This window comes from Streptomyces sp. NPDC057963 (assembly GCF_042887155.1).
In the GTDB taxonomy this organism is placed as follows: domain Bacteria; phylum Actinomycetota; class Actinomycetes; order Streptomycetales; family Streptomycetaceae; genus Streptomyces.
The window spans coordinates 376,765-402,392 of sequence record NZ_JBHVPX010000004.1 but is presented as its reverse complement, the minus strand read 5'-3'; the positions used below and the strand labels follow the sequence as shown (position 1 = coordinate 402,392).

General features: G+C 69.1%; 28 protein-coding genes. 12 read left to right on the top strand and 16 right to left on the bottom strand.

The window, feature by feature from the left end; genetic code table 11:
* The first annotated feature begins 34 nt into the window (after window positions 1–34).
* The 3 genes from ACFVT1_RS12130 (at window position 35) to ACFVT1_RS12120 (ending at window position 3,363) form a co-directional block, all read left to right on the top strand.
* Window positions 35–610, top strand: coding sequence for a hypothetical protein (locus ACFVT1_RS12130; protein ID WP_389794612.1), 576 nt, complete (start codon window positions 35–37; stop codon window positions 608–610).
* Complete coding sequence (locus tag ACFVT1_RS12125; protein ID WP_389794410.1) at window positions 600–2,297, top strand: relaxase/mobilization nuclease domain-containing protein; 1,698 nt, start codon at window positions 600–602, stop codon at window positions 2,295–2,297. Before ACFVT1_RS12130 ends, ACFVT1_RS12125 begins: the two co-directional genes overlap by 11 nt.
* Window positions 2,298–2,490: 193 nt before the next feature.
* Window positions 2,491–3,363 carry a hypothetical protein gene (locus ACFVT1_RS12120; protein WP_389794409.1) on the top strand — a complete coding sequence of 291 codons (873 nt, stop codon included), beginning with the start codon at window positions 2,491–2,493 and terminating at the stop codon, window positions 3,361–3,363.
* A gap of 11 nt (window positions 3,364–3,374) precedes the next feature.
* Here ACFVT1_RS12120 and ACFVT1_RS12115 read toward each other — a convergent pair whose 3' ends face one another.
* From ACFVT1_RS12115 to ACFVT1_RS12090, 6 genes are all read right to left on the bottom strand, one after another.
* Window positions 3,375–4,259, bottom strand: a complete 885-nt coding sequence (locus ACFVT1_RS12115; protein WP_389794408.1) for a TIR domain-containing protein — start codon at window positions 4,257–4,259, stop codon at window positions 3,375–3,377.
* An 18-nt stretch (window positions 4,260–4,277) separates the two neighbouring features.
* Window positions 4,278–4,853 (bottom strand): hypothetical protein, encoded by a 576-nt coding sequence (locus ACFVT1_RS12110; RefSeq protein WP_389794407.1) that lies wholly within the window; start codon window positions 4,851–4,853, stop codon window positions 4,278–4,280.
* Between the two features lie 224 nt (window positions 4,854–5,077).
* Window positions 5,078–5,689, bottom strand: coding sequence for an HAD domain-containing protein (locus ACFVT1_RS12105; RefSeq protein WP_389794406.1), 612 nt, complete (start codon window positions 5,687–5,689; stop codon window positions 5,078–5,080).
* A gap of 31 nt (window positions 5,690–5,720) precedes the next feature.
* Complete coding sequence (locus tag ACFVT1_RS12100; protein ID WP_389794405.1) at window positions 5,721–6,413, bottom strand: class I SAM-dependent methyltransferase; 693 nt, start codon at window positions 6,411–6,413, stop codon at window positions 5,721–5,723.
* 1 nt (window position 6,414) lies between these two features.
* Entirely contained in the window at window positions 6,415–7,326 is a 912-nt protein-coding gene (locus tag ACFVT1_RS12095) for a phosphotransferase family protein (protein WP_389794404.1), read from the bottom strand.
* A gap of 78 nt (window positions 7,327–7,404) precedes the next feature.
* Window positions 7,405–8,154 carry a hypothetical protein gene (locus ACFVT1_RS12090; RefSeq protein WP_389794403.1) on the bottom strand — a complete coding sequence of 250 codons (750 nt, stop codon included), beginning with the start codon at window positions 8,152–8,154 and terminating at the stop codon, window positions 7,405–7,407.
* A gap of 223 nt (window positions 8,155–8,377) precedes the next feature.
* On the opposite strand from ACFVT1_RS12090, the gene ACFVT1_RS12085 reads away from it, so the two are divergent.
* From ACFVT1_RS12085 to ACFVT1_RS12075, 3 genes are all read left to right on the top strand, one after another.
* Window positions 8,378–9,733: a tetratricopeptide repeat protein gene (locus tag ACFVT1_RS12085; RefSeq protein WP_389794401.1), complete on the top strand. Its 1,356-nt coding sequence runs from the start codon at window positions 8,378–8,380 to the stop codon at window positions 9,731–9,733.
* A 1-nt stretch (window position 9,734) separates the two neighbouring features.
* Complete coding sequence (locus ACFVT1_RS12080) at window positions 9,735–10,265, top strand: NUDIX domain-containing protein (RefSeq protein WP_389794400.1); 531 nt, start codon at window positions 9,735–9,737, stop codon at window positions 10,263–10,265.
* A 121-nt stretch (window positions 10,266–10,386) separates the two neighbouring features.
* On the top strand, window positions 10,387–11,040 hold the full coding sequence (locus tag ACFVT1_RS12075; protein WP_389794399.1) for a hypothetical protein: 654 nt from the start codon (window positions 10,387–10,389) through the stop codon (window positions 11,038–11,040).
* A 1,074-nt stretch (window positions 11,041–12,114) separates the two neighbouring features.
* On the opposite strand, the gene ACFVT1_RS12070 is transcribed toward ACFVT1_RS12075, so the two are convergent.
* Window positions 12,115–12,657 (bottom strand): flavoprotein, encoded by a 543-nt coding sequence (locus ACFVT1_RS12070; RefSeq protein WP_389794398.1) that lies wholly within the window; start codon window positions 12,655–12,657, stop codon window positions 12,115–12,117.
* A 131-nt stretch (window positions 12,658–12,788) separates the two neighbouring features.
* Here ACFVT1_RS12070 and ACFVT1_RS12065 point away from each other — a divergent pair, with 131 nt between their 5' ends.
* From ACFVT1_RS12065 to ACFVT1_RS12045, 5 genes are all read left to right on the top strand, one after another.
* Window positions 12,789–13,970 carry a helix-turn-helix domain-containing protein gene (locus ACFVT1_RS12065; protein ID WP_389794397.1) on the top strand — a complete coding sequence of 394 codons (1,182 nt, stop codon included), beginning with the start codon at window positions 12,789–12,791 and terminating at the stop codon, window positions 13,968–13,970.
* 278 nt (window positions 13,971–14,248) lie between these two features.
* Complete coding sequence (locus ACFVT1_RS12060; protein WP_389794396.1) at window positions 14,249–14,392, top strand: hypothetical protein; 144 nt, start codon at window positions 14,249–14,251, stop codon at window positions 14,390–14,392.
* Between the two features lie 103 nt (window positions 14,393–14,495).
* The gene (locus ACFVT1_RS12055) at window positions 14,496–14,717 is read left to right on the top strand and encodes a hypothetical protein (RefSeq protein WP_389794395.1); all 222 of its coding nucleotides are present in this window, start codon (window positions 14,496–14,498) and stop codon (window positions 14,715–14,717) included.
* A gap of 85 nt (window positions 14,718–14,802) precedes the next feature.
* Entirely contained in the window at window positions 14,803–15,018 is a 216-nt protein-coding gene (locus ACFVT1_RS12050) for a hypothetical protein (protein WP_389794393.1), read from the top strand.
* A 358-nt stretch (window positions 15,019–15,376) separates the two neighbouring features.
* Window positions 15,377–15,856, top strand: a complete 480-nt coding sequence (locus tag ACFVT1_RS12045; protein ID WP_389794392.1) for a VOC family protein — start codon at window positions 15,377–15,379, stop codon at window positions 15,854–15,856.
* A 295-nt stretch (window positions 15,857–16,151) separates the two neighbouring features.
* On the opposite strand, the gene ACFVT1_RS12040 is transcribed toward ACFVT1_RS12045, so the two are convergent.
* The 6 genes from ACFVT1_RS12040 to ACFVT1_RS12015 all read right to left on the bottom strand — a co-directional run bounded on the left by ACFVT1_RS12040 (window position 16,152) and on the right by ACFVT1_RS12015 (window position 21,851).
* Window positions 16,152–16,775 (bottom strand): nucleotidyltransferase domain-containing protein, encoded by a 624-nt coding sequence (locus ACFVT1_RS12040; RefSeq protein ID WP_389794391.1) that lies wholly within the window; start codon window positions 16,773–16,775, stop codon window positions 16,152–16,154.
* Between the two features lie 92 nt (window positions 16,776–16,867).
* Window positions 16,868–17,812, bottom strand: a complete 945-nt coding sequence (locus tag ACFVT1_RS12035; RefSeq protein ID WP_389794390.1) for an NAD(P)H-binding protein — start codon at window positions 17,810–17,812, stop codon at window positions 16,868–16,870.
* Window positions 17,809–18,168 (bottom strand): DUF952 domain-containing protein, encoded by a 360-nt coding sequence (locus ACFVT1_RS12030; protein WP_389794389.1) that lies wholly within the window; start codon window positions 18,166–18,168, stop codon window positions 17,809–17,811. Before ACFVT1_RS12030 ends, ACFVT1_RS12035 begins: the two co-directional genes overlap by 4 nt.
* A gap of 9 nt (window positions 18,169–18,177) precedes the next feature.
* A complete protein-coding gene (locus ACFVT1_RS12025; protein WP_389794388.1) occupies window positions 18,178–19,500 on the bottom strand; it encodes a choice-of-anchor A family protein in 1,323 nt (440 codons plus the stop codon).
* A 304-nt stretch (window positions 19,501–19,804) separates the two neighbouring features.
* Window positions 19,805–20,812, bottom strand: coding sequence for an NAD-dependent epimerase/dehydratase family protein (locus ACFVT1_RS12020; protein ID WP_389794610.1), 1,008 nt, complete (start codon window positions 20,810–20,812; stop codon window positions 19,805–19,807).
* An 85-nt stretch (window positions 20,813–20,897) separates the two neighbouring features.
* Complete coding sequence (locus ACFVT1_RS12015; RefSeq protein ID WP_389794387.1) at window positions 20,898–21,851, bottom strand: LysR family transcriptional regulator; 954 nt, start codon at window positions 21,849–21,851, stop codon at window positions 20,898–20,900.
* Window positions 21,852–22,098: 247 nt separating this feature from the next.
* Here ACFVT1_RS12015 and snpA point away from each other — a divergent pair, with 247 nt between their 5' ends.
* Complete coding sequence (gene snpA / locus ACFVT1_RS12010) at window positions 22,099–22,767, top strand: snapalysin (protein ID WP_389794386.1); 669 nt, start codon at window positions 22,099–22,101, stop codon at window positions 22,765–22,767.
* Window positions 22,768–22,979: 212 nt separating this feature from the next.
* Here the strand turns inward: snpA and ACFVT1_RS12005 are convergent, their stop codons facing one another.
* The 3 genes from ACFVT1_RS12005 to ACFVT1_RS11995 all read right to left on the bottom strand — a co-directional run bounded on the left by ACFVT1_RS12005 (window position 22,980) and on the right by ACFVT1_RS11995 (window position 25,448).
* Window positions 22,980–23,339 carry a GntR family transcriptional regulator gene (locus ACFVT1_RS12005; RefSeq protein ID WP_362200751.1) on the bottom strand — a complete coding sequence of 120 codons (360 nt, stop codon included), beginning with the start codon at window positions 23,337–23,339 and terminating at the stop codon, window positions 22,980–22,982.
* Window positions 23,340–23,341: 2 nt separating this feature from the next.
* Window positions 23,342–24,325: a DUF1648 domain-containing protein gene (locus ACFVT1_RS12000; RefSeq protein WP_389794385.1), complete on the bottom strand. Its 984-nt coding sequence runs from the start codon at window positions 24,323–24,325 to the stop codon at window positions 23,342–23,344.
* Window positions 24,326–24,779: 454 nt separating this feature from the next.
* Window positions 24,780–25,448, bottom strand: a complete 669-nt coding sequence (locus ACFVT1_RS11995; protein ID WP_389794384.1) for a DUF6304 family protein — start codon at window positions 25,446–25,448, stop codon at window positions 24,780–24,782.
* Between the last annotated feature and the right edge of the window lie 180 nt (window positions 25,449–25,628).

Sequence of the window (25,628 nt, the reverse complement as noted above, 5' to 3'; positions counted from 1 at the left end):
CGAGGCTTCGTCCGCGCTTGCCCCCGCCCCGGGGGTGGCGGAGGAGAAGGCCGAGCGCCAGGGGGCGCCCGAGCCGGAGGAGGGCATAGCCGAGATCGGCTGCCCGCCCGCACCCGACTCCGTCGCCCCGGGCACTCAGCCGCCGGCCGATGTCCAACCGCCCGCCGAGCAGCCCTCCTGGCGAGATCTGGATGCCCCCGTCCTGCCCGCGCTGATGAACCGCAAGCGCACGGTGGAGAAGCGCGACCAGGAGAAGACCATCCGCTTCACGCGGACCGCTGTGAGCGTGATCAGCGCCGCCGCTCACCAGCGCGGTCAGAAGTTCGCCGGATTCGTCGGGGACGCCGCCCTCGCCGTAGCCCTGGGCAAGGCAGGGCTGGTCGGCGGCCCGGAGGACGATCCTCTCCGCCCGCTGATCGAGGCCGTCGAGGCACACACGGTCGCGCTGAACCGCATCGGCGGCAACCTCAACCAGATCACCGCAGCCATCCACCGTGGAACGGTGCCTGAGCGTGCCGAGGCGGTGCTGGACCGCGTTGAGCAGGCGGCCGAGAGCAGCTACCGACTGATCGACCAGCTTCTGACGGAGGGCACCGCGCATGGTTCCTGACGTCTCCACCGGCTCCGACACCCGCGGACTGATCGTCTACCTCTTCGGCCCCGGCCGCCGTGACGAACACACCGACCCTCATATCGTCGCCGCCTGGGACATGGCCGGCGCCCCCGACCCCGGCCGCGACCCGGCAGCCACCTACTCCCCGCTCGCCAAGCGCCTCGACCACCACGTCGACCTGCGCACCCGCGAACTGGGCGGCAAGAAGCCACCTCAGCATGTCTGGCACTGCCCGGTCCGCACCGCGCCCGGCGACCGCTACCTCACCGACGCCGAGTGGGCCGAGGTCGCCCGCCGCATCGTTCACGCCACAGGCATCGCTCCCGAAGGCGACGACAAGGCATGCCGGTGGATCGCCGTACGCCACGCCGACGACCACATCCACATCATGGCCACCACCGTCCGCGCCGACGGGCGCCGCCCACGCACCCACCGCGATGGACAGCGGGCCCAAGCAGAGTGCCGCAAGATCGAGGCCGAGTTCGGCCTGCGCCGCCTGAAGTCCGGCGACCTCACCGCGCCCCGCACTCCCACCGGCGCCGAACGCGCCAAGGCGGAACGCCAGGGCCAGACGGTCACGGCACGGCACTGGCTGCGCGAGCAGGCGTACGCGGTCGCCGCCGCCGTACGCAACGAAGCCGACTACTTCACCGTGCTGCAGTCCCTCGGCATCAAGGTCAAAACACGCCTCGGCCCCGAGACCGGCGACATCATCGGCTACAGCCTCGCCGCCTCCGGCGACACCAACACAGCCGGCGAACCCATCTGGTACGGCGGCTCGAAGCTCGCCCCCGACCTCTCCGTCAACCGCCTACGCGAACGCCTCCCCGACCAGGAGGTAGCCGACCACCCCCGGTATGTGGCGGACCCCGCCGACCCATGGCGTCACGCCACCACCGCCATACATACGGCGCACTCCATCCTCGACTCCGATGACGATGCCGCCGCCCAGGGCCACCTGGCCGCCTTCAGCGATGCCATGTACAACATCGCCAGCGCAACGACCGGCCCACACCGGGCGGAACTGCGGGCGGCGGCGATGGCATTCAACCGCGCCCGCCGCTCCGCCACCCGCGCCGACCACCAGGCCGCCACCGCCCTGCGCAAGGCCGCCAAGCAACTCGCCTACGCCTCCAGCGAGCCGGGCGGACTCGCCATCGCCCTGCTCTTCGCAACCGTGCACTTGGCCCACGCCGCCGCCAAGTGGCACGAGCAGCGGGGCCACGAACAGCAGGCCGCTGCGGCCGAAGAAGCCTTCCGCCACCTCCAGGCGGGCTACCAGCAGGCCGCCGCACCCGTCCTGGCGGACTTGGCCCGCCGCGCACCACGAGCCGCAACCGCCCGCCGCTTCGAACAGGACGTTCGCGCGGCCATCCCCGACCACGCCGACCGGATCCTCGCCGACCCCACTTGGACCGCCCTGACCACAACCCTCGCCCACGCCGAAACCGCCGGCCACAACCCCCGACGTCTCCTGGCCGAAGTGGGCACCCAGCGGGAACTCGACAGCGCGGAGCGCCCCGCCGAGGTCCTCAACTGGCGCATCACCACTCAGCCGAACAGGCGGACGCAAGCGGCTCGCAGCCGAAGCACCATCACCGGAACGTCGCCCATGCCCGCCATGCCAAACCCACCGGCCACACCAGTGGCTACGAGGCCCGACGAGCGCAGTCGGCACCGCTGACCCGGTCGAATGCCCTCGCACGCGTTTTGGCGGGGCGCCGCCCAAGGCGTGCAGCACAAGACCTGTAGCCCAACTCGTTCTGAAACGACCAATTACAGCACCAGAGGCACCCAAACAGCTCTTCCCTGACGAGAGTTGATCACTTTCGATCAGAAATGAGAAGTTCGGGTATCGGTGACCTTAGGATCAGAGGATGACTAACGCCACCACAGAGCCGGAAGAGCCGGAGCGAAAACTCGCTTCACGGGTCGTCAAGGTAACCCCCGAGGTTGCCGAGATCTTCCTGTCCCAGACTTCGGTCAATAGACGCCTGGATATGGGGCAGGTGAAAGCCCTGGCCGAGACCATTCTCCGTGGCGAATGGAAGTTGACTCATCAGGGAATCGCTTTCGATGAAGTTGGTGCACTTCTCGATGGTCAACACCGCCTCCGTGCAATTATCGAGGCCAACACTCCCGTAGAGATGCTCGTTTTCGACGGCCTGTCAAGAGACATTTTCCCGGTTCTTGACACCGGAAAGCGCCGGAGTGCAGCAGATACGCTGCTGTCGACTGGCGCGAAGTACCTGCCGCTACTTTCCTCCACAATCCGTCACGTGATTCTCTTCAAGACGATGCCGAACGCCCCCTGGAGTGGTGCCCGGGCCCAGCTATCGAACGACCGGATCCTGGCCGCATACAACAGTGATAAAGACAGGTACGAGGAAGCGGTGGCCATCGGGCGCGAGCTTTCCAGGCACCTGTTCGCAAGTCAGACAGCCGTGGGGGTGGGGTTCTTTCTGACCACTGAAGTGGCGCCAGCCGCAGATGTCGACGAGTGGATCTCAGGTCTCAAGTCGGGCGCGAATTTGGATCCTAGCGATGCACGGCTCGCCTTGCGAGAGGTACCGAAGGATACACGGAAGCGGGGTTCCAGGCGCAGGACGGGCATGCGAGACCAGGTGTCAATTTACATCAAGGCATGGAACGCCTGGGTTGAGCTGGATAAGGCCAGCGAATTGCGCCTTCGGCGCCTAAGGAAGGGGGAGAAGATGCCAATGCCGGTCGAGGTTAAATTTGAGCGCTAAGAAGGCTCCAGTTAGGGTAGATTGCTGCGAACAATCAATTCCCCAGCCTCCCCCATCACAACTACCTCCCGACCCAGAGATTTTGCGAGCCGCTCGACAAAATCGCGCGAAATCGACTGCACAGACCCACCTGAACTCAGCGCTGCAATGACTACACTTTCACCCTCCCAGGAGGAGCGAACAGCATCCCATCCGATCTTTGCGAATGAGGACGCAATGAACTTCTCTTCACTGATCCGGCGAATTTCCCGAGACGGTCGCCTCGGTGCCCCGTCTGCCCGTAGTGCATATCTCTCGATCTCCGCCATACGGTGATCGAGTTGCCGGGAAATGAGAAGGATCTCCTCCGTCATGTCAGCTTCGGATCGCTGCACCCTATTCGAGATGTTGTCCCTCAACGAGATTGCACCGATGCCCCTAATGGTGTTCTCGAACTCCGGCCAGCTCCTTTGGAAGGCGCGCTCCAACCTTTCACGCGGGATTGCCAGGCCACCCGAGACGTCATTGATGTCAAAGAGAAGCTTCTGTACATCATCTTTACTGCTTCCAATGACGGCCTGGAACTGACTAAGAGGACTGATGAGATCGGTAGTTTTCATACCGATCAGGAACGGGACAACGTAGCCGCCCTCGACCTGCTTAGAAAGGGCCCCGGCTTCGAAGTTGATCCAAGTGGAAGTTTGGTTCTCCGGGGTCACGCAAATGATTCCGAAATTTGTTTCGGAAAGTTCGTCAGTAATCTCTCGCACCCCTCTCCTCCCTGCAGAAATGTCCAGACTGGAAAGCCAGGGGTCGATGTATTGGAGAACGTCCGGCAACCAGGACCACAAGGTCTCAGCGGTCTTCTTGGAGCGCTCTCCGGACCAGCTCAGGAATAGCTTGATAGCGACCTCCATCCATTTCGACAAGCGCGCCTATTGCTGGAATCCGATCCGATTCTCCTCACGAGCTGCTTTGAGGAGGAGCGCATGTTCCGCCTTGAGTGAACCGTACGACTCGCGAACGTAAGACAGGAACCTACTTCCCGGATGGCGGACCAGTGTGGATTTACTCGGCCCAGCTCCGTCCCAGTTCGCCAGAAGGGCATCATAGGTCGCTGCGTGCGCACAAAATTCCAGGACCACGGGCGGCATCTCCCCCTCGACGATCAGATCGCCCCGGGTAGTAATAACCTCCCGCATTTTCTGGGCCGTCGGCGCGAACACTGCTTCCACCCACGTGCGCCAGCGCGCCTCTTCCAATTCCGACAACGGAATAGAGGCAGGGCCTTCACCAGTGGGTGTGATATAGCGTTTACAGTACTCACTCCACGCCTTCTCGTTCGTTTCCGTCAGAACGAGAAGTGGACCGTAGAGATCCTTCAACTGGCTGCTCACCCGGTCAATTCGCGCCTCCCGCCGAGATCTTCGACTCTCACCTTGATGGTTCAACCAGTAGGCAATGATGGCAATCAGGATGCTGGCACAGGCCGTTACGATTGCTGTGATCATCAGAATCTCCATGACGCCGCTTCGCGTGGTATTGAAGCATGGCATAGGAGGATCCCGCCACCCTGCGAGTAGCACCTTCTCAGCACTCAAAGTGGAAATCGCGAAGATTCGCTAATAGCGTCTTCCTATTTTTTGCCGTGATGTTTCCATCCGTCGCGACGATCGTTGCATATTTAGCAAAGTCCTTATGGAACTCCGGGAGGACGCAGTCTCAACGCGCCTCATCAGGGCAACTGCACCCCTCTGTGCGGGTTCGCTTCAGGCTGCCTAGGTTTCGTTCGGAGCAGTGGGGCAACAGACCGAGCAGCGAGAAGCCGCGCCGCCCACTCCCGGGCCTCTGCCAGGTGTTCGGCCTGGAGCCCGGCGCAGGGGTCAGGTTGAATCAAGAGAGTCGCGGCCCCGCGGTTGGTCCGCTTCGCGGCCCAACCGCGGTCGAGGCCGGTGAAGTCGTCGTCGATCCAGACGGCGGGGGCGTCGCCCAGCCAGGCGTCGACGTGGTCACGCTTCCACAGGTAGCCGTTGGGGTGGCTGGTGGTGATCTGCGGACGCGGGAGATCGACGTACGACAGGGTCGGAAGGCCGAGGAGCGGCCCGATGAGGGTGGTGGCGTCTTGGCGCCAGCTGGTGCACCAGACCGGGGTGACCAGGCCGGTGCGGATCACGTCCATGAGCAGGCGGCCGTGGTCAGGGTCGAGCCAGACGGTGACCGGGTTGTCGGCGCTCCGGCCGGCGGGGACGACGTCGTGGCGAGCGTGTGTGGGCGGGGTGTTCCCGTCGACGTCGGGGAAGGGTATGAGGACGCCGTCGATGTCGAGGAGCAGGTAGGGCGGGCGCATCGGTCCTCCATAGGCCGGATGAACGCGGCTGTCAGAGCTTGCGGGCGCGGATCAGCAGGGTGGTGGGCCAGTGGCCCATGCGGGGGTCGTTGAACTCCTGGGCCGAAGTGAGCCAGTAGCCCGCCCGGCTGAGGTGCCTCTCCCAACGGTCGGTATCGAACTCCCATCGGGCGATGGGGAGCCGAGTGCGGTCGGGCAGGGTGACGAAGTCGCGGCGGGGCCGGTCGTCGCCGGAGGGGCTTCGACCGCCGCGCTGCGGGTGGGGGACAGAGAAGGCCAGCACTCGCCCGGGCATGAGGCGCTGGGCAATGGCCGGGAGAAGGAGCTCGGGCGCGACGAGCCCGACGGCGCCGAAGACGGAGTAGATCGCGTCGAACTGCTCGTCGGAGGCGGGCAGGTAGTGCAGAGCGTGCCCGGCGACGAAGGTGAGGTTGTTCAGCCGTCCGTAGTGGGAACGGGCGCGGCGGACCTGGAGGCCGACCAGGTCGACGCCGGTGACGTGGGCGCCGTGGCGGGTGGCGAGGTGGGCAGCGTTGTGGCCGGGACCGCAGCCGAGTTCCAGGAGTCGCTTGCCGCGCAGATCGGGGCCGAAAATCTCAACTCCGGGCCCTTGGCCCGGTCTCGTGGTCCATTCCATCCGGGCGGGTACGGAGAGGGGCTCGGCAAGTCCGGCAGCAGTGCGCTGGGAGGCGTGGGCGTGCCAGGGGGATGCCTGGGCGAGCACGTCAGATGTCCAGGAGGTGGAGGGCGTCGCTGAGGTGGCGACGGACGGCCTTGACGTAGGTGGGGTCGGTGGCCGGGTCGTCGATCCAGCGGACGGACTGCTCCATGAACCACTCGACGGCCCACATGCGGTGCCAGCCCAGGGCCCAGTTCTCGGCGGTGAGCCCGCCGCGCGGGGCGAGGGCGCCGGGGGTGCCGCCGGCGGTGACGTACTGCTCCAGGAAGACGCGCAGGCGCACGGGGTGCGGGGGCTCGATGGTGCCGTGCCAGCTGGCGAGGTCGAGCAGGCCGGGGCCGGTGAAGGCGCGGGCGAAGTCGAGCAGCCGCCAGCCGCGCTCGCCGATGTGGAGGCTGGTGGGGTGGAACTCGGAGTGCACCCATCCGAACGGCTCCAGCGTCGCTCCGGCCGAGCGGGCTTCGGCGGCCTGGGCGATCCGGTCGAGCGCGTCCTCGATGTCGTCGGCGTCCTGCCACCGGTCGGCCTTGCGCAGCCGTTCGAGATGCTCCAGCGCCCTGGCCGGAAGCGTCCGCAGCCGGTCCTGGTCGAGGATGGGCAGGGGCGGAGCCGTACGGGTGCCGTGCAGGACCACGGCCGCAGCGACGCCGTCGAGGTCGTCGGCCTCGCGGACGGATGGTCCGAGGTCCTCCATGAGCATGCCGAGCCAGCCGTCCAGGACGGCGGAGGCGTGGACCTGGGGAACAGGTACGCCGAGGGTGCGGGCCAGGCGGAGGGCCTGGTCCTCGCTGTCGAACGGCTTCTTGGCGTACTTGAGGACGGCGGTGGAGCCGTCGGGGAAGGTGACGCGCTCGACGCCGGACATGGACCACACGCGCACCTCCTCCCGTACGGCGGTGGTCTGGCCGGTCGCGGTGAGGAGGTTGTCGAGGAGTTCGGCGCTGAGGTTCATGGTCACAGGAGGGCTCCGGAGAGATGGTGGCGTCCGGGGCGGGCGGGAGATGCCGGCCCGCCCCGGAGCCTGATCGAATGGTGGTTACGCGGCGGGGTTTACGCGGTGGGCGTAGATCTGCTCGATCCAGCCCGCCTTGAACGCGGCGAGGTCGTCGCGGAAGTTCGCCATCGAGGCGCCGTAGGGCGCGACCACGCCGCCGGACTGGTCCGGCACGGACTGGCAGCCGTGCACGAGCCGGCCGCCGAGCGCGGCGTGGGCCTTGATGGACTCGATCCGGCGGTGCTCGTTGAACCAGCCGCCGTGGTAGACCTCGTCGAGCATCCCGCCCGTCTCGTCGTCCAGGTCGAAGACGACGGAGGTGGCGGCGGGGAAGAACCAGCACGGGCCGACGTTGGAGATGTGCCCGTCGAGCTCGACCTTGTTGAGCGCCATGAGCGTGGCAGCCTCGCGGAGCATCCGCAGGTGGTCGGCGGTGATCTGCGGAAATCCGAGGCCGGCCAGGTGCTCGTCGCGGAAGAGGTAGGCGTACACCTCGTATGCGGTGGCCAGGACACGGGCGGCGTCGAAGGTCGACTCGCTGTGCTGCTTGATGAAGTCGAGCGTGAGCTGCTCGACCGCGCTCTCGGTCGTCTCGTCCACGTCCAGGAGCTGGGACTTGACCAGCTCCCAGTCGGCGACGAGCCAGGTGTTCGACTCGAAGCGGAAGAAGTACTCGGCCGGGTCGATCGTGATGCGCCGGCCGTCGACCTGGATGCCGGGCAGGCGGCTCCAGCGCGCGTCGAACGCCTCGGGCAGCTCGACCGTGATGGCCGTGGTGTCGATGGTGGTCACCGTGTCTCCGTCTCTGATCGGCCGGGTCCGGGCACAGGAATGCCCGAGCCCGGTGTGGGCGTACGGAACTTCGGGGTGCCGCCCGGACCAAGGGGGAGCCTGGATCACGGTCGCGCCGTTCCGGGCGGCTGCTGATAAGTGAACCGGTGGTCACGCTCAGTGGGTACGGTGGAAGGCAGTTGAAGCGGTATACGCGGTTTACAGCTCCGGAGTGGAGGCGATCGTGGCGGCGCAGAGAGAACCCAACTTCCGTCTGCGCGACGTCATTGAGGCGGTCGGCTGCACCTACGAGGCTCTCGCCAGAGACGTGCGGCGCATCGCCGCCGAGAACGGCGAGATCCTCCAGACCAACAAGTCGGCCATCTCGCACTGGGTGAACGGCACCCGTGCCCCGTCCGGCCGGGTAGGTCAGTACCTGGCCGAGGCGCTGTCTCGCCGAGCGGGGCGCACGGTCACCCAGACCGAGATCGGCCTCCAGGCCAGCGATGACGAAGCGCCGGCGGAATCCGACCCTGTCCTCGCCGCCACCGACCTGGGCCGCGCCGACGTCGAGCGCCGCCGCTTCCTCGCCATCTCGGCCTTCACCACTGCTGGCGTCGCCATGCCGCTCGGATACGACCACGAGGCCACCGCACGCATGCTCCGGGCCCGCACCGGCACGTCCGTGGTCGGGGTGGAGGACATGGACGTCGTACGGCAGATCACGGCGGCCTTCAGCGCGGCCGACGAGCGCCTCGGCGGCGGGCACGGACTGACCACCGTCACCGCGTATCTCGCCGATACCGCCGCCCCCATGCTGCGCGGACGCTTCCCCAGCGAAGCCTTACGCCGGGCCGCGTTCGGCGCCGTCGCCGAACTCGCCTACCTCGCAGGGTGGAAGCATCACGACCTCGGCCAGGAAGGCGCGGCCCAGCGCTACTACCAGGTCGGCTACAAACTCGCCTGCGAAGCCGACCCCCACGGCCACGCCGCCTGGATGATGCGCGCCCTCGCCCACCAGGCCCTCAGCCTCAAGCAGCCCCACCACTGCGTCGACCTCGTCGAAGGCGCCCTACACACAGGTCTCGGCCACGTCGACGGCCAGACCGAGGCCCTCCTCCACATCACCCACGCCCGCGCCTACGCGGCCGTCGATGAGCACCCCTTGGCCGCGCGCGCCCTACTCGCTGCCGAAGACGCCCTCCTCCGCGACGACGGCCCCCAGCCCACCTACTCCCGCGTCAGCGGCCCCGCCGCCGGCACCGTGGCCAGCCACACCGCCCGCACCCTGACCGACCTCGCCGACCACATCGGCACCGAACAGCAGCACCGAGACGCCCTCACCCGCTGGGACCCTGCGAAGTACAAGCGCGTCCACGCCCTCACCCACGCAGACCTCGGCGACAGCCTCGCCGCCCAGGCCCGCGCCGACGAAGCGGTCGCCGCCTGGACCCAGGCCCTGGTCCTGATGGAGGGCATGACCTCCGACCGCACCCGCAAGGCGATCACCTCAATCCGCTCCACTCTCGCGGTCTACCAGCGCCGCCGCGTTCCCGGTGCCGCCGATCTCGCACGCCGCGCCCGCGAGGCCCTCGCCTAACATGCCCAACAACCCGCCCGACGAAGGGAACACCGTGGCCCAGCAGACCGACGACCAGCCGAAGGCCCTCAAGCCGGCGCTCGAATCGATGACCCTGCTGGTCGCCGCCGTCATCGTCCACGACAAGGCCACCAACCGCGTCGTCCTCCTCCAGCGCAGCGAAAACGCGAAGTTCGCCCAGGGAATGTGGGACCTGCCCGTCGGCAAGAGCGAACCGGGCGAACCCATCACGGAAACCGCAATCCGCGAGCTCTACGAGGAGACGGGCCTCACGGTGAAGCCCGAGTCCCTCAAGGTCGCCCACATCATCCACGGTGCCTGGGGCGTCGAAGCCCCCAACGGCTTCCTCACCGTCGTCTTCGCCGCCCACGAATGGACCGGCGAACCGGAGAACCGCGAACCCCGCAAGCACTCCCAGGTCTGCTGGGTCGACGCCGACGCCATCCCCGAGAACTTCGTGGACACCACTTCAAGCGCCCTCCACCGGTACCTCGCGGGAGGCCCGGAGGTTTCCCTCGACGGCTGGCAATAGCGGCCCATGCGTCATCTTGGAAACCTCAGAACCACCTCGCCAAAAGAGCCAGCGATTGACTTAACGTCACTCGTAGGGTGAGTCCTTGGCCAACAGTGAGCTCCTTCGATGAGGAACCCAAGTGACAATAGGCAGTGATCGAGATCAGGTTCGCACTACTCCCCAAACAGGTGGGAACCGTGCTGGATCGGGACAACCACGCTGGGCATGGTGGGTCGTTGGGATTGTCATCCCCATCATCGGCATTCTCGTCACGCTACTCGCCAACGGAACGGGCGATCCGAGCCCGGAGGCTCGCGAAGACGGCGGAAAGCCTCCCACGGGGAATTCCGACTCGGAGGGGCTACCGGCACCCGACTCACAGCAGACTCCGAAGATCATGTACGGGCCGGAAGTGATCGCAGTCAAGGTAAGCGCCTACGGCTCGAACCTGGAACTGGACTCGTCGAAACCGATGCCGCTGGCTTCGGGAAAGGGGTCAGATCTCACCGCAACGTCAGCCGGAGACGGCACAAACGCCAGCACAAGGTTCTTCGCACCTCCTGCTGAGGACAGGCTCGCACCACTACCCCAAGGGTCCCCCAAGCCCACGGCCGCCGCGTGCGGTGAAGCCATTCGACGGAACGCCTCCTACGAGATAGACAATCTCATCTCGGGACGACAGTTCTGCATGTACACAGACGAAGGACGAACGGCTTACGTCCGGGTGATCTCAGCACCGGCAGCCAGCAATGTGATCAAGATAGAGGTGACCGTCTGGAACCTGGCCTCCTGATTTCCAGACGGGTCATGTTCCGCCTGGATCGGCAACTACCTCAGCCGAAGGCAGCCCAGCCAGTCCGCACACAGTCCGCAGGACACCCGATCAAGACCGTCGCACCCCATCGCCACCCAACAGCAAAAGGCCAGGTCAGCGACCTGCAGCCATCATCACCGCAGGTCACCGACCCGACCCATTACTAGGAGACCAAGAAGGCCTGATCTCCTCACCTTCATGGCCCCGGCTCCGCCGCGGGTCAGACGGTGAATCAGAAGAGCCCGACCGCTTCCGCCGGTCGGGCTCTTCTGCGCTCCCAAGATCGTATGGGAGACGTTTGGGAGATGGGGTCAGGGAAGAACGCCTCTCCCGCCACTCCGTCGCCTCATCCGCACTCAACGCGATTGCCCTCGACAGCCGGCTCCTCGGCCCGCTGCCCGGCCGGCTTCAGGCGCCGCTCCTCGCGCTGATACCAGCCGCGCTGACGTGGCCGGCCAGGTACCAAGCCCTGCCCACACCATGCAGCAGACACAAGGCAGTCGAGTGACCCCACAGGACCCGGGGTGTCCATTTTCCCGGCGCAGATGTATCAGGAGATGAGATCCCTGCACGACGCCGTGAGCCGGGTCGAGGCCAAGCTCGACGGACCGAGAGACAACTACGCCGAGGTCACGAAGGACATCGCTGACCACGTGACCCGAATCCGGGCATGGGAGGGCACGGTGTGGCGGGCGGCCCCGGCGCCGCAGCGCTCGGCGCCGGGGCCGGTGTCCTCGTACCGTTCCTCCTCCGGTGACACTGCGGTGCCGATTTTGTCTCGATCAGCGAAAGCACTGAGTTCCTGGCATCGCACGGCGCAACACCGCTGGTCGGGACCCTGGTCCCCGCGTGTGCGGGGTTGGTCCCATTACGACTGTTTGTACAGGTACCAAGCAGACGCTGGTCCCCGCGCATGTGGAGTTCGCGCTACCACGCCCCCCTGTCCTCTTCGGGCGAGAGGGGGCGGTTTCGTGCGTCCAGGGGTCAGCCGTCGTCCTCGGCCGGGTGTCGGACCACACTCTTCAGCTCCCGCACAACTTCGAAACGACGCCACTACAGGGTTGGGCCAGCAAGCACGCCGACCGCATCAAGGGCGAGATGCCATGGGTACCCCCCGGAACGACGCTCACCCGGCTGGTTTGGCACGAAGCCGCCCTCCCCGTACAGCACGGCGACTCCCATCTCTCGCAGCTCGGCGATACTCCGGTCGAGCGCGCGATGCTGCGCGTAGGCGGAGTTCACACAGGGCATTGCAACGAGCGGGATACCCTTCCCGATCGCCTCGGCCGCGAAGCCCACAACGAAGCTCGACGTGATTCCCAGCGCCCACGAGTTGATCGAATTGAACGTGGCCGGAGCGAACAGAGCCACGTCCCCGCGGGGCCATACATCGTCCGCCGTCGGCATTTTGTACTCGGACCGTACGGGGTGCCCGGTCAGCCGCTCCAGCTCTGCCAGCTCCGGGGCCAACCAGCGGGCCGCCGACGGAGTGAGGCCAAGGCACACGTCGTAACCGCGGCTCTGGGCATTCTCAACCGCCGAAGCGATCTCCAGGACAGGTGGAGCAGCAGAGCCGAGCAGGTAGAGAGTCGTCATGCCGTCATCCCATCGCGCCCGGGATCGAACACGCAACCGCCCCCAATCTGCTTCGGATCACGGGCGATTGAAGTCCATCACCGAAAGGCCCGGGTACCGTCCAGACGACGAGTCAGGAACGAGGTACCCCTATGCCCACCCCCGACGACAGCAGCACAGGCGATCGTGTCAAGGAGCAGCGGAAACGTGCCGGACTCAGCCAGCGTGGACTGGCTGCCCGCATCCCCTATTCCTACAGCTTGCTGAATCAAGTCGAGTGCGGGGCCCGGAGCGCCACTGCCGAGTTCACCGCTGCTGTCGCTGCCGCCCTCGGAATCGACATCACTATCCTCACAGGGCCACCGCACGAGACCGAAATGCAGCACGGGCGACTCGCCTGCCTGGTACGTCCGATCCGCGAGTCCCTCGCTCTGTACGACCTCGTCCCGGACGGGCACACGCCCACCCGCCCTGTGGGCGAGCTGGTACTCGAAGCCGACCGCCTCTGCCAAGAAGTACGGGCGACACACCTCAGGAAGGCCGCCCGCGCGCTCCCAGGGGTCATCAACGTCCTGACCCTCGCCGTCCACACGGCACCGACCACAGAGGCATGGCGCGCCCTGGCCTCCACATACCGCACCGCCCACGACATCGCCATCAAGCTCGGTTCCCCGGACCTCGCCGTCGTCGCCCTCGACCGCATGGGCTGGGCCGCCGACCACGCCTCCGACCCGTGCCTCGCCGCGATCCGCCAGTACCGGAGAGCCCTGGGCCACGCCGAGGCCGAGCAGGACCTGGGACAACGTCTGGTCGCAGCCGGCCAGGAACTCGTTGCTGACCAGACCACGCGGGAAGGGCTTGCTGTGGCCGGCCAACTGCACCTTGGCGCGTCGGCCGTGGCTGCCCGAGCCGGAGATGGAGGCGCCGTGGCGCAGCACATCGCCGCCGCCCGTGAGTTGGCCGACCGCGTCGGTGGCGAGGCCCGCGAAGTGCACTGGCTGTCGTTCGGCCAGATGAACGTGACCTTGCACGAAATGGGCGCAGCCATCACCATGCTCCAGTTTGACGACGCACTGCGCCAGGCCCGCGCCGTGAAGCTGCCGCCTGCGACGCTGACTTCACGACGGGCCCGCTTCCTCGTGGACCGGGCCGTCGTCGAGATGGAGACCGGGCACCCGGACGCCTCCCTGCGCCACCTTGTAGCAGCGCGGCGGGCCGCCCCGGAGCAGACCCGCTATCACCCACGAACCCGGGAAACCGTGACCGGGCTGCTCCACACGAGCCGCCGCACTTCGGACACCCTGATCAACTTGGCTGCCTGGATCGGCTTGTAGGCCACTTACAACACTCACAGAACTGTGAGCGTTGTGCCTCCCGCGCCCTGGCACCCTCCCACCAGTCAGAGATGAGCCGGAGATGCCATGACCGTGAGGGACTTATCGCTAGTCAGTGAACTGACGGAACGGCAGCAGCGCGGCGCAAGCTGCGTCTGGTGCGCGGCGCCCTTGTGGAACATGGCGGCGCACGACCTTGGGCCCCGCTATGTCGACGCGCACGGCAGCGCGGCGCGTTGGTTCCCCCGTTGCTGCCCCACGTGCTGGAAGGGGCACCAGTGATCACCCTGACGAAATCCGTACCCGGCGAGGCCGAGTACCGCGCGCTTCTCGGCCACACCTATGCGTGCGCGGCCTGCCGCTGCTCACCGTGCCCCACCGCGCTCCGGCTCAGCCGCACCTGGCGGGAGGCGCGCCGATGATGTGCGACCGCTGCCACAAGCCCATGGCTCCTGAGGAGTCGAAGGCGTGCGAGGTGGCCGGTGCGACCGGCCCCGGCATCACGGTCCACGTGCACGAGCGACCGTGCGCACTGCCCGCCTGGGCGCGGCCGCGGACGTATCCGGCCCGCCGTTCGTGAGCCCCGAGGAGCACGAGGCGGCATGGGATGCCCGCCTGGCCCGGATGGAGGCCGCGTGGGGCTCCCCGGTCAGCGCCCTCTGCGTCGCCGCCGAACGATTCGACGACCCGCCGCTGCATCACGAGTGCCGAAAGGCCGGCTGCGTCTGTTCCTGCCACACCCCCTGACTCCCGCCCGCGGCTGTGACCATCGCGCCGACCAGTCGCGGGCGGGCTCCATCCTCACCCGCGGCCGACGGCGGCCGGAGTCCGGGTGGCCATCCAGATCCGCCCATCACGCAAGGGCACCCGCACGGGCACCAGAGACACCATCAAGGCAGTGCGGTCCGTCATCGCGAGGGACGTCAGGAACGCGTCCACGCCCGACGCCCCCACACGGACGCAGGGCGCGGTGGCTGACCGGCGCATCCGGCAGCACGCCCCTGACCGGCTGTGCGGCGAGGATGCCGACCTGGTCGACGAGGAGTAGGCCCGCCTGCTCCCGTACGAAGTCTGCGAGCGGCATACGAAGTGCGGCAGCAGGCCGAGCGGGCAGTCGAGGCCGAGTCCGCCGTCGGGCCTCCACCGCGGAGCCGTCCGGACTGTCCGGTTTCTTTCGCGTAAGGTCAACGCCCGGCGTGTGCCCACCGTTTACCCCGCACGAGGCCGTACCCTCCGACGGGATCCCCGTCACCGCCATGACCCAGCCGGTGTTCGGCAGGTCCGGATGTCCATGGGGTCGAGTGCCCCCAATGCCCCAGTAATATCCGATGAGTTGCCGGACGGCATCAGTCGGTATGGGCGGACATGCGCACACGGCAGACATGCGCTCACGACAGGAGACAGCGATGACCACCGAGGGCTTCACCACGTGTCTGTGGTTCGACGGGCAGGCCGAGGAGGCGGCGGAGTACTACCTCTCGGTCTTCGAGAACTCCCGCCTCGGCAGGATCGTCCGCTACACCGAAGCGGGCCCGGGGCCCGCCGGGCAGGCGATGACGGTCGAGTTCGAGATCAACGGCCAGAAGTTCGTCGGGCTGAACGGTGGGCCGCAGTTCACCTTCAACGAGTCCATCTCGTTCCAGATCCGCTGCGGGGACCAGGACGAGGTGGACCGCTACTGGAGCAGTCTCACCGACGGGGGCGAAGAGGGGCCCTGCGGCTGGCTGAAGGACAGGTACGGCATCTCCTGGCAGGTCGTCCCCGAGGCGCTGATCGATCTGATCGGCGACCAGGACGCGGAGAAGGCCGCGCGGACGACTGCGGCGATGATGACCATGAAGAAGCTGGACATCGCCGCACTGCGGAAGGCGCACGACGAGGGCTGACGAGGGCTGACGAGGGCTGACAAGAGTCGACGCGAGCCCGACCCGAGCCGACAGGGCGGAGATGCCCGGCGGACAGTGAAGCCGTCGATGTCTCCGTCCCACAACTCCCTCCGACCTCCGGAAGTCCGGCAGTGCGACAGTCCGGCGGGCCGCAGAGTGGCGGTCCGGCAGCGGGTGGCGGTGCGGCCTGGGTGGCCCCGCTCCCGGCTGCCGGCCGACCGCGGTTCGCGCCACGAGGCGGCGGTGCGGGTGGGTGGGTAGGTAAGTAGAGGTAGGTACGTGCGGTGAGGCGCGGTCAGCCGGCCGGGTGGGCGCGCAGACGGGCCGCCCAGGGGTGGCCGGCGCCCTGGGCCAGGGTGATCGTCTCGGTCAGCCAGGCGCGCTGGTCCGCGGTGAGGACCGGCAGCGCCGTCGCGAAGTCCTGCTCGTCCTTGGGGCGCGGGGACGCGGCTTTGTACAGGAGCTGCACCTCGGGGGCGAGATACGGGACGCCGGACTTCGAGACCCGGCCGAGCCGGTCGAGCGGAAGGCGGATGCGGAAGTCGCGGCGGAACAGCCAGTCGGTGCCCTCCGCGTCGTCGAGCATGAGCTGGACGCGCCAGGGTTCGGCGGGGCCCGGGCGGCACCAGATGTCGTGGACGTACGGCGGCAGGACCTCGCCCGGGAGCCACGGGCACAGGGTGCCGGGCGGATCGGCGGCCCACCATTCCCAGCCCGCCAGGATCTCCTGGGCGACGAGCTGGTCGCGGCGCAGCAGCAGTACGTCGATGTCGCCGTGTTCCCGGAAGGTGTGGCCCACGGCGAGTTCGACCGCGTATCCGCCCGCGATCCACCACGGGACGTGCAGTGGGGCGAAGAGGCGCGCGGCCTCTTCGAGCGGGGGCGGGTCCCAGGGGCCCCAGGGGGTTTCCGTACGCATCGGCTGTCGGCTCTCCTCCGGGGCCGCCCGCCCCTCCACTCCTCCGGGGGCCGCTCGCCCCTCTTCTTCTTCCCGTACCGCCCGGCGCGAGGTCAGTCCGTCGTCAGCAGATGCCGGTAGCTGTCCGGATGGTCCCGCAGATAGGTGGCGAGGTTCGTCGCCGGATGTCCGGTGAGGTTCGGTACGGCGTCGGAGACGGTGGACATCTCGCCGGTGGCGATGGCCTCGTACGACGTCACCCAGCCGGCCACCTCCCAGTCCTGCGCACCGTAGTGCGCCCGTGAGGCGTAGGCCTCCTCGCGGGTCTCCGGTACGTAGGTGATGGTCCGTCCGGCGGCCCTGCCGAGCTCCTCGGCCGCTTCGGCGAGGGTGAACGCCTCGGGGCCCGTGAGGTCGTAGGTGACCCCGTCGTGGCGTGTGCCGTCGGGCTCGGTGTCGGCCAGCAGCACGGCGGTCGCGGCGTCCGCGATGTCGTCGTGGGCCACCGCCGCCACCCGGCCGTCGCCGCCCGGACCCCGCAGCACCCCGTCGGCGCCGGTCATCGCCGGGATCGCGGCGAGGTACAGGCTGTCGCGCAGGAAGGTGTAGCGGACCTCGGCGACCCGGATGTGCGCCTCGGTGTGCCAGTGGTCCCGGGCGAAGGTGAACGTGGCTTCCGGTGCGGCTCCGAGGAAGGAGACGTACACGATCCGTTCGACGCCCGCGGCGACCGCCGCGTCCACGGCCGTCGTGTGCTCGCGCACCCGGTCGGCGCTCTCGTGCGCCGAGACGAGAAAGAGGGTGTGCGCCCCGGCGAGCGCGCGGCGCATGGCCTCCCCGTCGCCGTAGGGGGCGGGCGGCGCGGCGACGGCGCCGGGCAGTTCCGGCAGCCGGGACGGGTCGCGGCCCAGGAGCCGCACGGGCACTCCGGCGCGCGCGAGCCGCCGGGCGACGCGGCCGCCGACCGCGCCGCCGGCGCCGGTGACGGCGACGATCGGGGCACCCGGGCCCACGGGGCCTGTGTGGTCTGTGTGGTCTGTGGGAGGTACGGGGTTCATGTGGGGTCGCCTTCCTTGCGCGGCCAGGGGAGCACCTCCACGACCGCGTCCACCGGGACGGGTCCGTAGATGTGCGGGAACTCCTCGCCGCCGATCTCGACGGACTCGTACCGTACGGGTGCCGGGAGCCGGGCGGGATCGATGACGAGGACCACCAGGTCCTGGTCACCCGCCCCGGCCCGGCTGCCGGCGCCGTACACCCTCTCGGCCACGCCGTCGAGCTGGTGCGGCAGCGAGCAGTGGATGAAGCCCTCTTCGTGCAGGGTGCGGCCGCGGGTGGACATCTCGTACGTCCCGATCCCGCGGGCCGCCTCCCACAAGGGGCCTTCGGTGAGGTGCAGCAGCAGTTCGGCCATGGGCCAAAGCTAGCCGCGTCGACGCGTCCTGCGGGCCATCAGCGTGGCCGCCGATCCGGCGACGAGCAGAACTGCGGCGATACCACCGAGAATCCATTCACCTCCGTTGGAACCGGTGTTCGGGAGCGAGCCCCCCTGGCCGGAGTGGTCCGGCCACTCGGAGCCGGGGTGGTGCGGCCAGGAGTGGCTCGGGGTGGGTTTCGGTCCGGGTGCCGTGTGCGAGGGGGTCGGGGCGGTGGTTTTCGTCTCCGACGGGGTCGGGGCGGGCGACTCCGTCTCCGACGGGGTCGGCGTGGGCGTGGGCGACTCCGTGGGCGTGGGCGTGGGCGACGGCTCCTCGCCGCAGGCCGGCAGGTCTCCGTCGAAGGGATAGGCGTGCAGTTCCTGGCCGCCCGACTGCCCCTCGGAGGTATGGGTCAGCGAACCGGCGGTGTAGAAGCGGCCGTTGGTGCCGCTCATCGCGAGCGTCGTCGTGCCCGACCGGTTGCCGGCCAGCACGCTGCCCTGGAACTGGCCGGTGCCCTTCAGACCGATCTCGGTGGCGTCCGGGAAGTTCCACATCAGGCGTTCACGGAGCCCGGCCCGGGGCAGCGAGCCCATCAGCGTGCTGATGGTGCGGCTGCTGCCGTAGACGTTGACCAGCACCGTTGCGCCGTCCGGAATGCCGTCGAACGTGATGCCCTGCTGGCCGCCCTGGGCGGTCGTCACATCGGCGTCCAGGGCGAAGACCTGGATCGCGGAGCTGCCGTCACCGGTGAAGACGGTCGCGGAGCCGTTGTTCCGCACGGTTCCCGTGGCGGGGCGGCGGTGGTCCTTGCCGTCGTCGTACGCATAGCAGTGGCTGGCCTCGGTCAGCCGGTCGCGCAGCGCGGTGTACGGCGCCGTGGCGTCGGGATCCCTGACCGCGACCGGGATCACCCTCCCGCTGAGATTCTGCGCGTACTTCACCGCACCGTGGTTCAGGCCCTCTTCGGCGAGCAGCCGCTGTCCGCTCGCGACGGTCAGATCGCCGCCCACGGTCAGGTAGTCGGAGCCGTTGGGCGGCGGTACCCGGGAGCCCACTCCCGCGACACCGACGTTGTAGATCTGCGAGGCGCCCTCGCGCTTGTCCATGTCGAACTCTCCGAGGGTGACGATCTTCCCCTCGGCCTCGGCGGCCGCCTCCCGGACCAGGAAGTCACCGCCCACGAAGATATTGATGTTGCTGTCGTGATGGGTGACGGGCCCGTTGCCCGGGTCGGGCCATGTCGTCGGGCAGTCGCTGCCCAGACACGGGCCGAGCCCGCCGGGCAGCGGGTCGGCGACAGCGGTGGACGCGAGCGTGCCCACCATTGCCGCAGCCGCCGCCACGGCCACCGCCGCCCGGATACCTTTGCCGCGTCTACGCGCACATGTTGCCATAAAAGCAAATATGCAGGTTTGGCGAACAAATGACCGGAATGCCACGCCGTTGGGTGACCTTCCGCCCGGATACCCCGATCACGGCGGTGACTGATGACGGCGATGCCCGATCACGGCGGTGCGCGATGACCGCCGTGCCCCATCACGGCGGTGACCGATGACCGCCGCGCCCCATCACGGCCGGTGCCGGAGGCCGCGTCGGGGCACGTCCTGCGCGCGGGTGTGTAAGCGCGCGTCAGGCCGTCTGCGCCAGCAGTGCGGCCTCCACTCGCGGGTCCAGACCGACCGCGGGGCGGTCCGGCCGCTGCGGGGCCGCGCCGTCCAGCCCTTCCAGCCATTTCCAGGTGTCGGCGACCGTCTCCTCGACCGGCCGGCAGCGCAGACCGGCCGCATGCGCCTTGCGGACATCGCCCCGGCACAGGGTGTCGTGCAGCTCACCCGGCGGCAGCCAGACCGGCAGATCGCTCCAGGGCTCCACACCCGCCGCGAGGATGGTCTCCGCGGGGATCCAGCGGAGTTCCGCACCGGAGCCGGTGGCTCGTACGCAGGCTTCCAGCAACTGCCCCATGGTGGCGTGGCCGGGGTGGCTGACCAGGTTGTACGGCCCGTGCAGACCGCCGCGTCCCGCGTCCAGGAGCCAGTTCGCGAGGTCGCGGGCGTCGATGTACTGGAGCATCAGGTCGGGTGTGCCCGGCGCCAGTACCGGGCCGCCGCGGGCGATCCGCAGCAGCCACCAGGGCAGCCTGCCGATGTTCTCCCAGGGGCCCAGGATCAGTCCCGCACGGGCCAGCAGGGCCCGGTCGCCGAAGGCGTCGAGTGCGGCCAGTTCTCCGCCGCGCTTGGCGAGGGGGTACGGGACGTCGCCACCGGCGTCGGGCGAGGCACCCGCCACCAGCGGACCGCCCTCGGGCAGACCGGCCGGAGCCGGGTTGTCGTAGACGGACCGGCTGGAGACGTACACGTACCGCCCGGCCCGGTCGGCCAGCAGACGGGCCACGTCCCGTACGGCCGAGGGGGCACCGCTCCAGGTGTCGACGACCAGGTCCCAGGTCCGCGCGCCCGCGCGGCCTCCGGCGGTCGCGGCCAGCGCGGCGAGGCCGTCGCCGGTGGTGCGGTCGCCGAGGAGTTCCGTCACGCCCGGCGGAGGTGCGTGACGGCCCCGGTGGAACACGGTGACCTCCCAGCCGCGCGCGAGCGCCGCCTCGGTGACCGCGCGACCGACGAATTCCGTACCGCCCAGCATCAGAAGTCTCATGACACCGACTCTGCCCGCCGGACGGCCGGGCGGACACCGATCCTCGCTCTCGGCGCAATCGGGGACCGCCCCTTCACGGTGTACGGGCGAGCGGGCTGCGGTTGCGCAGCAGCCACTGGTGGTACCCGGACGCCCGCTGGGCCGCCTCCCGGTAGGCGGCCTCCAGTTCCCCGTACACCGTCGCCGTGTCGGCGCCCGGCCGGGACACCAGCAGCAGCCGTACGGCGAGGGGGTCGTCGCGCAGCGGCCGGATCGCCATGTCGTCGCGCGGCCCGGAAGTGGGCTGGCAGGGGGCGACCGCCTCGCCGAGCACGACGAGGGACGCGGCGGTGAGGTAGTCGCCGTGCAGGACGGTCGGTGCGAGCCCGGCCTCGCCGAACACCCGGCGCAGCCCGTCCCATTCGCCGTCCACCGTGGGGTCGACCATCCACCGGTCGGCGGCCAGGTCCTCAAGGTCGACCACCGGCCGGGCGGCGGCCGGATGGTCCCGGGCCATGGAGATGAACTGCGGTTCCCGGTCCAGGAGTACGCGCTGCGCCAGGCCCTCCGGGACGGCCAGCGGACAGCCCTCGACCTCGTGCACGAACGCGACGTCGAGCCCGCCCGCCTCGACCGTACGCAGCAGTGCGCGGGCCGACACGTCGACCCGCAGCGAGATGTCCGTGTCGGGCAGCCGGAGCCGCAGCCTGCGCAGCCAGCTGCCGATGACCCGGCTGGCGGTGGAACCGATGCGCAGCCGGGGGCCGGAGGCGCGGACCGCGTCGGCCTCCGCCTTCGCGTCGCTGACCAGGGCGGCCATGCCGTCGACCAGGGGGCGGGCCCGGTCGAGGACGGTGCGGCCCAGCAACGTCGGGCGGCAGCCGGTCCGTTCGCGGCAGAACAATTCGGCGCCCAGGGCGTTCTCGATCCGCCGCAGCTGGGTGGTCAGGGAGGGCTGGCTCACGCCCAGCTTGCGGGCGGCTCGGTGCAGGCTGCCTGTGTCGGCGATGGCGCACAGCGCCCTGAGGTGCCTCACCTCAAGCTCCATGCCGTCGAGCGTAGGACGGCGCGAGGCCGTCGCACCAGACGCCACAACCCCATCAAAGCCCGTTAATTCACCGGGAGTTGACGCAGAAGCCGAGCACCGTACCGGCGGTGGCGATAGGGCGGTGCTATCGCCGGTTGACATCATCCGCCGCGGCTTCCACTCCCCGACACTCTCTCCGTACCGCACCCCGTCCGAGTCCGATGACCGGACGGGTTCATCGGACAGGCAATCGGTAGGAGAACCCCCCATGAGACACCCCAGGACCGTCATGTCGGCCGTGGTCGGCCTCGGCTTCGGACTCGCGGCCGCGCTGGGCACCGCACCCGCCATCGCCTCCTCGCCCGCACCCGCACCCGCACCCGCGGCTACCCAGGTGGGCTACACGTCCCACTCCGGTTCGCACGAGAGCGCCGCCGCCAACAAGGCGTTCTTCGAGGCGGTCGCCAAGTCCGTCGCCGAAAAGCGGGCGGCGAACCCCGGCGCCCAGTCGGTCACCATCGTCTACAGCACCGCCAACGCACCGAGCTTCCGCACCCAGATAGCCAACAGTGCGCAGATCTGGAACAGCTCGGTCTCCAACGTCCGGCTGCAGGAAGGCTCGAACGCCGACTTCACCTACTACGAGGGCAACGACCCGAGCGGGTCGTACGCCAGCACCGACGGGCACGGCAACGGGTACATCTTCCTCGACTACGCGCAGAACCAGCAGTACGACTCGACCCGCGTCACCGCTCACGAGACGGGTCACGTGCTCGGCCTTCCGGACCACTACTCCGGCCCGTGCAGCGAGCTGATGTCCGGGGGCGGCCCCGGCCCGTCATGCACCAACCGGTATCCCAACGCGAGCGAGCGCAGCCAGGTGAACTACCTGTGGCAGAACGGCTTCGCGGCCGCGCTCGCACGCAGCGCCTCCTGACCGCGGCCTCCCTGCTCAGCGGCAACGGGGCCACCTCGTAGGACGGGGTGGCCCCCTCGGCGTCCCCGGCCGGTGAGGGCGTCGGCGATCCCGGCCCCGGGCGCCGCGCCGGGGCCGGGAGGCCGGCAGGTGAACGCACGCCGGGCCGGGAGGCCGCCGGATCCGGCAGCCGGACGAGGCGCCGCGCCGGGGCCGGTACGGCCCGCGCCGCCCTACGAACTGCCCAGCGCGGTGCGGACGAGGGCCAGCAGCTCCTCCTCCGTCATCCCCAACTCGCGTGCGTCGGCGACCACTTCGCGTACGCGTTCCAGCAGTCGGGCCCGGTGCGGGGACGCGCCGCCGGTGACGGCCGCGCCGCGCCCCCGGCGGAGTTCGATCAGCCCCTCCTCGCGGAGCTGCTGGTATCCGCGCAGCACCGTGTGGACGTTGACCCCCAAGGACTCGGCGAGCACCCGGGCGGCGGGCAGCCGCTCGCCCGGCGCCACCGTCCCTTCGGCGACGGCGCGGCGTACGGACGCCGCGATCTGATCACCGAGCGGCACGGTGGAGGTGGGATCGACCCGGAAGAGCATGGTCAGTGCCCCGCCCGTCGCCGGTCGATCAGGGTGTTGAGGAGTGCGGCCCCGGTCGCCGAGTCGTCGACCGTCACCGCGAAGTCCCGGCCGCCGACCAGCGTCGCCACGATTCCTTCGCCGGGACGGATCATGACACCGCTCCGTCCCGGGCGGATGCGGTAGCCCCAGCCCCCGTACTCCGCGATCGGGTTGATGTCCCGGCTGGTCGCCGTCTCGATCCGGTCCAGCGGCACCCTGACGCGCGGCCAGGGCAGCATGCCCGAGATGGTGATGCCGCGCCGGTCCACCACCACGTACGGCCGCGCGAAGCCGGCCATCAGCACACCGAGGAGCAGCAGCGGAATCGCGGCCGCCCAGCCCACGACGAACAGCAGCACCACCCCGCCGGCCATGCACGAGAGCGCGATCAGCGGCAGCCACCAGCTTCCGGCGCTGCGCGCCCATCCGGCGACCTCCCCGTCGGCGAGCGTGATCCGCGCGCCGTCCCCGGCGCTCAGGGGCGCGGCCGGCTCCTCCGGTACGGGGGCGAGCGCGGCCAGCACCAGACCCAGCCCTCCGGCGAGCGCGGCGACCCCCAGGGCGACGGCGAGCTGCCACATGGGCATCGACACGCCCTGGGCGTCCCCCCGCGCGTTCTCGACGGCGTCCACGTTGGCGAGCAGCATGGCGGCCATCACCCAGCCGAGGAACCCGGCGAAGGCGTAACCACAGGCCACCAGCCGGCGGTGGGGCCGCCCGTCGAACTTCCCCCGCACCACCATCAGGGTCCACAGCACACCGGTCACGACGAACAGCAGGACGTCGGCCACGGCGTGCCCCCTCTGGCCCATGTGTCCGTCCGCCCGGCCGTCGGCCCCGAAATGGCTGGCCAGCCGGTCCGGAAGCCGGTCACGGAAGGCCGCCAGCAGCGCCAGATCCAGGATGAGCGCGAGCAGGAACGGCAGGGCGACAAGGGTGGCCCTGCCCAGGTTCTTACGCTTCATGAAAACCTCCATTGTTTGCATGCTAGTAGAACAATGAAGGTGCGGCAAAGCCTTGACGGCATGCCGCTGCCCCGGCCCGGCTTCATCGGCATGCCGATTCCCGGCCGGGGCAGCGGCCGAACGCCGTCGCGGCCGGACGTTGCCACCTGGCCGTAAGGCGCCACCTGGCCGTACGTTGCCGACGCCCCGCTTTCCGGCGGGGCCGGACGCGGACCGCCCTCGCCGTGGCGAGAGACAGTCCGACGAGCAGTTGGAGGGCGGCGAGCACGAGCAGTACGGCGAGGGGCCGTGCCCACCCCCCGGTGGCGGAGTGCAGCAGCCCGATACCAAAGGGGCCGGCCGGCCGACAGACCGCCTTACGCCTTACGGCTGACCGCTGACCGCTGACCGCTGACCGCTGACTACTGACTACTGACCGGCAACGGGCCGGTCGGGCAGGGGAGTTCAGGCCGGTTCAGGCCAGTTCCAGTGGGAACGCACCTCGATGTCCCGTACCTGCGCCCCGGTCCGGGCGGGGTTCGTACTCGCGGCAGCTCCAGACCTCCTGGACGAATCCGGTACGCCGGTCCCACAGGTCCAGGAGGTCGCCCTCGCCGGCCGCCCCGCGGTAGGCGTCTTTGGCCCCCCGGAAGCAGGCCAGGCCGCCGGAGAGGCCGCGGCGGGGAGCCGGGAAGTAGTCCGAGAAGGCACAGGCGATGCAGGTCTGGAGACGCACCCCGGGCGGCAGGACGCGCTGGATCGTGGCGAGCGCGGACGCGAAGTCGGTCTCGGCGCGGTGGGATCCGTACGCGGCCCCGCCGAACTGCAGCTCCAGGTAGAGATACGGATCGGGGTTGCGCAGCGACAACAGGCAGCTGAGCGTGGCCTGATGAACGGCTCCGTCCCAGACGACCGGGAGCGGCAGGTCCCATTCCAGGACGCAGTCGCCCAGCACACCGTCCACCAGGGCGAACAGGCCGTCGGCCGGTGGTGTGCCGGCCACCGGGGCGAGGCCGTCGAAGCTTTCGCCCTCGAAGTCGATGCCCCTGATCCGGAGGCGGAGTTGCTGTCCGTCGGTGGTGAGGACGACGGCGTCGGAACCCTGTCGGTCCCGGTACCACCCTGCCCATGACTCATCTGTCATGGGCAGGGACTGTAGCCCGTGCCCATGACAGCCGCTCTGTCGCCCTCCTTTTCGCCTCACGGGCCCGGTGACCTCGGCACCTTGCGCTGTCCTCCTCGCTCCGTCGCGCTTTCTCCGTTCGCCTCTCTCCGCCCCCTTCACCGCCCTCGACGCTCCCGGTTCCCTGCACCCGGCTCCCGG